The sequence below is a fragment of the Kitasatospora sp. NPDC089913 genome, from assembly GCF_044748625.1.
In the GTDB taxonomy this organism is placed as follows: domain Bacteria; phylum Actinomycetota; class Actinomycetes; order Streptomycetales; family Streptomycetaceae; genus Kitasatospora.
The window spans coordinates 1-7,420 of record NZ_JBIVGI010000002.1; the positions used below are offsets into that span (position 1 = coordinate 1).

Genomic DNA, 7,420 nt, shown 5'->3' on the forward strand with positions numbered 1-7,420 from the left:
CGGGCTTGCAGGCGACCTCGTAGGAGCCGGCCTTGATCTCGGCGGTGATGGTGGCCTTGGTGCCGGGGCCGATGTTCTCGCGCTCGGTGACGATCCTGTCGCCGGCGGCGTAGACGTAGACCTCGGTGACCTTGGATCCCTTGTTGGCGATGTCGATGCTGACGTGGCCGGCCGGGAACGTGGTCCTCGAGACCTCGCAGGCGGTGTCGGTGGCGTTGACCTTGACGGCGTCGGCAGCGGCCTTGTCGTCCTTCTTCTGCGAGCAGCCGGCCAGGGCGGCGGTCGCCACGGCGAGGGTGAGCAGCGTGGCGGCGGTGGAACGACGGGCGGACATGCGGGCTCCAGCGGTCAGGACAGGGTGCTTCAGGGCAGGGTGTTTCAGGGCAGGGCTGAGCGCGGACAGGGAGCAACGACGCCGTCGGTACCCCCGTCCACTTAGCTAAGGCATACCTTAGGGATATCTTTTTTTGCCGTCCACCCCGGGGTCGGTCACGAAACGGTGCAGGTGGGACAAGGGCTCCGGCCTCCCGGTGGTCGGTCCACCGACGATTTCCGGCCACCGGCGGCTCGGTCGGAGGTGGCACGAATGGCAAAGAAGTGGTAAAGGGGCACGCACCGGTGGGTGCGTGCCCCTGGGAAGGCGTCGTCCGGTACCGCCGGGCTCAGCCCGTCGGGGTGCGCCGGGCGGCGGCCCTGGCGCTCCAGCGGCCGTCCTGGCGGGTGATCCGGATCGGGTGGCCGAAGGTCGCGCTCACCAGCTCGGTGGTCATCACCTCGTCCACCGGGCCGGCCGCGACGGTCTCCCCGGCGCGCAGCAGCAGCGCGTGCGTGGTGGACTCCGGCAGCTCCTCCAGATGGTGGGTGACCAGGACGCTCGCCAGCTCCGGGTGCTGATGGCGGAGCAGGTCCAGACTGTCCAGCAGAAGTTCCCGGGCGGTCAGGTCGAGCCCGGTGGCGGGCTCGTCGAGCAGCAGCAGCCGCGGACTGGGCATCAGGGCCCGGGCGATCAGGGCCCGACCCCGCTCCCCCTGGGAGAGCGTCGTCCACGGGGACTCCGCGGCCGCGGTCATGCCCAGGGTCTCGATCAGCAGCTCGGCCCGCTCCAGCTCCTCCGGGGCGGGTTTGCGGTGCAGGTCCGGCTCGATCGTGTTGGTGACGCCGGTGAGGACGACCTCGCGCACGGTCAGCGGCGAGCGCAGCGGGTGGCGCGGATTGACGTGACCGAGGTGGGCGCGCAGGTCGCGGATGTCGACCCGGCCGAGCCGGCGGCCCAGCACGTCCACCTCGCCGCGGGTGGGGTGGGAGACGGCGCCGAGCAGGGCGAGCAGGGTCGACTTGCCGGCGCCGTTCGGGCCGAGCAGTGCCCAGTGCTCGCCGGGGTGGATGGCGAGGTCGATCCCGCGCAGCAGGTAGCGGCCGTCCCGGACGACATCCACCGCCCGGGTGCGCAGCAGCGGGGTCGGGGCCTCCGACGACTCCGCCGGTGCGGCGGGCGAGCCGGTGGCGGGCGGGCGCGGGTCGGACGTGCTCATGCGGGCGGTCCTCCTGGGGTCCGGTGCCGGGCGGGGTCGCGGGCGCGGCGCCGCACCGGACGGGCCGCCGCCGACCGTCCGCGTGCAGAGTACAACCGTCGCCCCCGGCAACGGGTCCGGCGTCCGAGCCGTGGACAGCCGCCCGGCGCGGGCTCCGTGCGTACCCCCCTTTTGCCCGGCGGCAGTTGACGCCATCATCGGTGCGCGAACCGTGGAACCGGACCGGACCGGCGGCTCGTGGAAGCGGTGCGGAGCACGGATGCGGACCGGCGGCCCGGGGAATCGGTACGGGGGGCGTGGAAGCGGACCCGCGGCCCGTGGAAGCGGGGCGGGGCCACAGCCAGGTGGATGCGGGTGGAGGGGACGGGGCATGACAGGAACGGACACACCGCCGGAACTCGGCACCGGACGCGCCGGGACGCTGCCCGGACGGTTCGAGGAGTACGCCCGCGCCACGCCCTGGGCGGTCGCCCTGCGCTGGGCCGGCAGGGAGGTGGGCTACGGCGAACTCGACACCAGGGCCGACCGCCTGGCCCACCACCTGGTCGAACGCGGGCTGCGGCCCGGGGGCCTGGCCGCGGTGGCGCTCGGCCGCGGGGTCGAGGTGTACGTCGCCCTGCTCGCCGTGCTCAAGACCGGCGCCGCCTACCTCCCGCTGGAGCCGGGCGCACCCGACGGGCTGCTGCGACACGTGCTCGCCGAGGCCGCGCCGGCCCTGGTCGTCACCGAGGAGGCGCACCGGATCCGGCTGACCGACGCCGGGGCCCGGGAACTCGTCTGCCTCGACTCGGCCGCGGCCGCCGTGGCGGCCGCACCCGCCGGCCCGCCCACGGTCGACCTCGACCCGGACGGCCCCGCGGTCGTCCTGACCACCTCCGGCACCACCCGGGCGCCGCGCTGCGCGGAGCTCTCGCACCGCAATCTGCTCGCCGCCCACCACGGCTGGCGCACGGTGTACGGCCTGACGCCCGCCGACCGGATCCTGAGCACGGCGAGCCTGGAGTTCGACGTGTTCACCGCCGACTGGGTGCGCGCGCTCTGCTCCGGCGCCACGCTGGTGGTCGCGCCGCGCAACCTCACCCTGGACCGCGCCGCCGACATCGCCGACCTCCCGCCGCTGATCGCCGCCGAGCGGATCAGCGTGCTGGAGCTGAACACCCGCACCGCGCGCAGGCTGACCGCCCACCTGGCGCCCGCCGCCGGGCAGAGCGCGCACCGCGCCGGGAGCCCGCTCGCGGGGGTGCGGGTGCTCACCGTCGGCGCCGAGAAGTGGTGGCTGGACGAGCACCTGGCGCTGCAACGGCTGCTCGGCCGGTCCACCCGCGTGATCAACGTCTACGGGCTGGCCGAAGCGGGCGTGGACAGCACCTGGTTCGAGGTCGGGGAGAAGAACCAGGTGCTGCGCGGAACGGCGCCGTCGCTGATCGGCGCGCCGTTCCCCGGCGCCCGGGTGCTGGTGCTCGCCCCGGACGGCACCCCGCTGCGGGACGGGACGATCGGTGAGATCGCGCTCGCCGGTCCCGGACTCGGCCGCGGCTACCCCGGCCGGCCCGAGGAGACGGCCCGCCGGTTCGTGCACTCGGCGCACGACACGGACGGCCGGGTGCTGCTGACCGGCGACCTCGGCCGGTTCAGGGCGGACGGCACGCTGGAGTTCATCGGCCGGGCGGCGGGCGTGGTCGGACCGACCGACGTCCGGCTGTCCGACACCGTCGCCAGGACGGTGGCCCGGGCGGCCCGGGCCGAGGCCCGGCTGCGCGCCCGCCCCGGGATCCGGGAGGCGGCGGTCGCCGAGGTGGAGGTGGCGCCCGGGCGGCGCGAGCTGGTCGGGTACGCCGTCGCCGTTCCCGGCGCGCCGGACACCGACGGCTGGTCGCTGACGGCCGCCCTGAAGGCGCTGCTGCCGGACGGGGAGGCGCCCGCCGCCGTGGTCCCGGTGTCCGAACTGCCGCGCACCCGGGCCGGAAAGCTGGACCGGGCGGCCCTGCCGCTGCCCGCGCCGGCCGACCACGCCGCACCGGCGCGCCGGTCGGGCGGCGGGAAGGGCGGCCGGAGCTGGAAGGGCGGCGGGAGCGGGGGTTCCGCCAGGGTGGACTCCACCCTGGGCTGCGGCGTGGTCGGCTTCGGGGTGCCCGCGGCGGTCGTCGCCGGACTGCTCACCAACAGCCTCTGGCCGGGTTCGACGGACGTCTCGGCCGTTCCGGCCCCGTACGACGACCTCTTCCGGGTGCTCTACTTCTTCGAGTGCGCCTCGTTCGGACTGGGTGTGGCCTGGCTGCTGGCCGGGGCCGGCGCGACGGCGCGGATGGGGCGGCCGGCCGGCCTCTCGACCGCCGCGCACCTGGCGGTGTTCTGGCTGCTGGCCTCCTGGTGGCCGCAGGACAACCTGTACCGGACCACCCGACCGTCCGACTGGCACGCCCAGGCGTGGCTGGTCTTCGTGTTCAACATCGCGCTGATGGTCTCGGCCGCGATCCTGGTCCGGTTCCTGACCTGGCGCCCGAAGCCGCCGAAGCCGGCGAAGCGGCCCTGAGCGCCGGGGCCCGGCCGGAGGTTCAGCGCAGGGCTTCGAACATCCGGCCCAGCGCGTGGTGCGCCGCCCCGAGCAGGGCCTGCGCGGCGTCCAGAGCCTCGACACTGCGGGCGGCGAGCGCCAGCCCGACGGCCGGCTCCGGCTCGTGGCCGGCCGTCACGATCAGCGGCAGCAGCGTCGCCCCGAGCCGCGCGCAGGCCGGGCGCAGCCGGTCCAGGTGCCCGTGCAGCGCCTCCTGGGAGAGCCGCGCCCCGAGCGGCATCGCGTCCACGGTGCGGACCAGGTGGCCGGGGCCGCGCACCTGGTCCAGCCGGTGGCGCAGGACGAAGGCGACCGCCGGGCCGGTGAGCCGCAGATTGGCCTCGGTCGGGGCGAGCCGGCGTTCCCGGTCGGTGACGAAGTCCACGTCGTACCAGCCGCGGTGGCCGGCCTCGGCGAGCCGCTCCCCCACCGCGAGGCCGAAGCGTTCGGCGGTCCCGGCGGCGCCGGGCGGGACCACGCCCGGACCGACCGTCACCCCCTGGTAGCGGGTCCCGTCGACCGCCATCTCGCCGACGCCCACCGGGTGGACCCGGCCGTCGGCGCCGATCACCGCGTCGAAGGTGAGGTCGCGCAGCCGGCCGGCGCCGGCCGGGCCGCCGTCCACGAACTCCTCCAGCAGCAGCGGACCGCCGGGCGGCAGGGCGTCCTCGCGCACCAGTCGGCGCAGCAGTGCCCGGGCGCCGCCGGCCGCTGGCACCTCCTCCGGGGTCACCACGACCGTGCCCCGACCGCCGACGCCGTGCGGGGACTTGAGGACCGTGACCAGGCCCCGGGCGGCCCGCGCGGCCAGTCCCCGGGCGGCCGCGCGCGGGCCGTCGACGGGCTCCTGACGGGGTACCCGCACGCCGGGGTGGTCCTGGGCGAGCGCGACGAAGAGACCGTTCGCGGCGTCCTTGGCCTCGAAGCGGCGGACGGCCGCGAGCTCCGGACCCTCGCCCCGGTCGGGGGTGCGGCCCCAGAACAGCACCGGGCCGGGGCCGGTGGCGAGCCGTTCGGCGAGCGCGGGGCGGGCGGCGAGGGCCTCGGCGACCGTGCCGCCGGGGGCGACGCCGTCGAACAGCTCGACCGGCCCCCAGTCCAGTTCACGGGCGAGCCAGTCGATCCAGGCCCGGTCGACCTCGGCGGGCAGGACCAGTGCGGCGGGCTCGGGGCTGTAGCCGACGGCCAGTCCGGCGTAGTGGTGCGCCCGGCGGAGGCGGTCGGCGCGCCGCTCGGCGGGGGTCGGCGCGGGGGCGGAGCCGCCGGTCCCGAACCTCCCGACGGCGAACCGCCTGCCGGCGGGCGGGGCGAGGAGGAACTGCTCGTTGAAGTCGGCCACGTTGCCGACGTGCACCGCGCGCCGACCGCCGGTCCAGGCCCCCACCCATCCGTCCATTCCGCGAGCGTACGGCAACGGCACCGCCGCGCCCGGCCCGAACGTGAACAGACAACTCAAAAGCGATCACATTTGATCAGTACAGGACACGAATTGGCAAAGTTCTGACGTTCGCTCTAGCCCTGGATGACTGCGCACCGTCAATCTCAACCCAGCTCTCATCCCTGCATCACGCAGCATCCCCGACTGGAGTCAGAGTGAGCCCCACCTCCTCATCTCGCCGCTTCCTCACGGCCGGAGCCATAGCCGCCACCGCCGCCCTCGTCGCCGCCACCGTCACCGCCGGGACCGCGTCCGCCGCCCCCGCCGGCCGTGACGCGGCGATCGCCCAGGCCCGGGCCAACGTCGCGCACAACGCTTCGGTGTTCGGCTTCGCCGACGGCCAGGACCTCGTCGTCAAGGACGTCGTGCTGGACGCCGACGGCACCCAGCACGTGCGCTTCGACCGCACCTACCTCGGCCTGCCCGTGGTCGGCGGCGACCTGGTGGTCCACCAGGACTCCCGCGGCCGGCTCAAGGACTCCTCCCGCGCGGCCGCCCACGACGCCGCCGTGCGCACGATCGTCCCCAAGATCCCCGCCCAGCTCACCGCGGGCCGCGCGCTCGAGGCCGCCCCCGGCGTCGGCGACGCCACCAGCAGCCCCGAACTCGTCGTCTGGGCCGCCGACGGCACCCCGCGCCTCGCCTGGCGCACCACCGTCGAGGGCACCGGCGACCACGGCCAGCCGGCCGGCCGGATCGTCGTCACCGACGCCAACACCGGTGAGCAGATCGAGGCCTACGACGCCGAGCACCAGGCCACCGGCACCGGCCACTCCGAGTACACCGGTGACATCACCATCGACACCACCGCGCAGACCGGCGGCTTCTCGCTGAAGGACCCGACCCGCGGCCACATCACCAAGGACGCCCGCAACGTCGCCGCCGGCTCGCTCAACGCGAACTCCGGCACCCTCTTCACCGACACCGACAACGTCTGGGGCGACGGGAAGAAGTTCTCCACCGACCGCGCCACCGCGGCCGTCGACGCCCACGCCAACACCGCCTGGACGTACGACTACTACAAGAACACCTTCAACCGCAGCGGCATCAAGAACGACGGCAAGGGCGCCACCGTCTTCGTGCACGTCGGCACCAAGTGGGACAACGCCCAGTGGTCCGACAGCTGCTTCTGCATGATGACCGGCGACGGCGACGGCGTCACCGACCCCGAGCAGGTCGACCTCGACACCATGGGCCACGAGATGACCCACGGCGTCACCAGCGCCACCGCCAACCTCCGCTACAGCGGCGAGTCCGGCGGCCTCAACGAGTCCACCTCGGACATCTTCGGCACCATGGTCGAGTTCTACGCCCACAACCCGGTGGACAAGGGCGACTACCTGTTCAGCGACCAGTCCACCCCGCCGTGGCTGCGCCGCTTCGACAAGCCCTCGCTGGACGGCCGGTCCGCCGACTGCTGGACCAGCAAGGTCGGCCAGCTCGACGTGCACAACTCCTCGGGTGTCGGCAACCACTGGTTCTACCTCGCCAGCGAGGGCAGCGGCGCGAAGACCATCGACGGCGTCAGCTACAACAGCCCGACCTGCAACGGTTCGACGGTCACCGGCATCGGCAACCAGAAGATCGCCAAGATCTGGTACCGCGCGCTGACGGTCTACATGACCTCCACCACCAACTACAAGGGCGCGCGGGCCGCTTCGCTGAGCGCCGCCAAGGACCTCTACGGCGCCACCAGCACCGAGTACAAGGCCGTCGCGGCCGCCTGGAGCGCTGTCTCGGTCTCCTGACCGCGGCGCCCGCACCGCGGCCCGTCACCCCGTCGTGGGGGTGGCGGGCCGCCGGCCGACGGCCCCCCCCCGGGGGGGGGGGGGGGGGGGGGGGGGGGGGGGGGTGAAGGTGGGGGGTGTTGTGGGGGGTGGGCGGGTCATTTAAAAA

5 protein-coding genes are annotated in these 7,420 nt (G+C 74.6%); 2 read left to right on the forward strand and 3 right to left on the reverse strand.

Going from position 1 to position 7,420, the window contains the following annotated elements:
* Positions 1-334, reverse strand: a 334-nt coding sequence (locus ACIPYS_RS04235; protein WP_400742894.1) for a cupredoxin domain-containing protein, incomplete at its 3' end; no start/stop codon positions are given.
* Between the two features lie 328 nt (positions 335-662).
* Entirely contained in the window at positions 663-1,532 is an 870-nt protein-coding gene (locus tag ACIPYS_RS04240; protein ID WP_400742897.1) for an ABC transporter ATP-binding protein, read from the reverse strand.
* Positions 1,533-1,902: 370 nt separating this feature from the next.
* On the opposite strand from ACIPYS_RS04240, the gene ACIPYS_RS04245 reads away from it, so the two are divergent.
* Positions 1,903-4,065: an AMP-binding protein gene (locus ACIPYS_RS04245; protein ID WP_400742900.1), complete on the forward strand. Its 2,163-nt coding sequence runs from the start codon at positions 1,903-1,905 to the stop codon at positions 4,063-4,065.
* A 22-nt stretch (positions 4,066-4,087) separates the two neighbouring features.
* Here ACIPYS_RS04245 and ACIPYS_RS04250 read toward each other — a convergent pair whose 3' ends face one another.
* The gene (locus tag ACIPYS_RS04250) at positions 4,088-5,482 is read right to left on the reverse strand and encodes a hypothetical protein (RefSeq protein WP_400742903.1); all 1,395 of its coding nucleotides are present in this window, start codon (positions 5,480-5,482) and stop codon (positions 4,088-4,090) included.
* Between the two features lie 197 nt (positions 5,483-5,679).
* Here ACIPYS_RS04250 and ACIPYS_RS04255 point away from each other — a divergent pair, with 197 nt between their 5' ends.
* The gene (locus ACIPYS_RS04255) at positions 5,680-7,272 is read left to right on the forward strand and encodes a M4 family metallopeptidase (protein ID WP_093863522.1); all 1,593 of its coding nucleotides are present in this window, start codon (positions 5,680-5,682) and stop codon (positions 7,270-7,272) included.
* Positions 7,273-7,420: the final 148 nt, after the last annotated feature.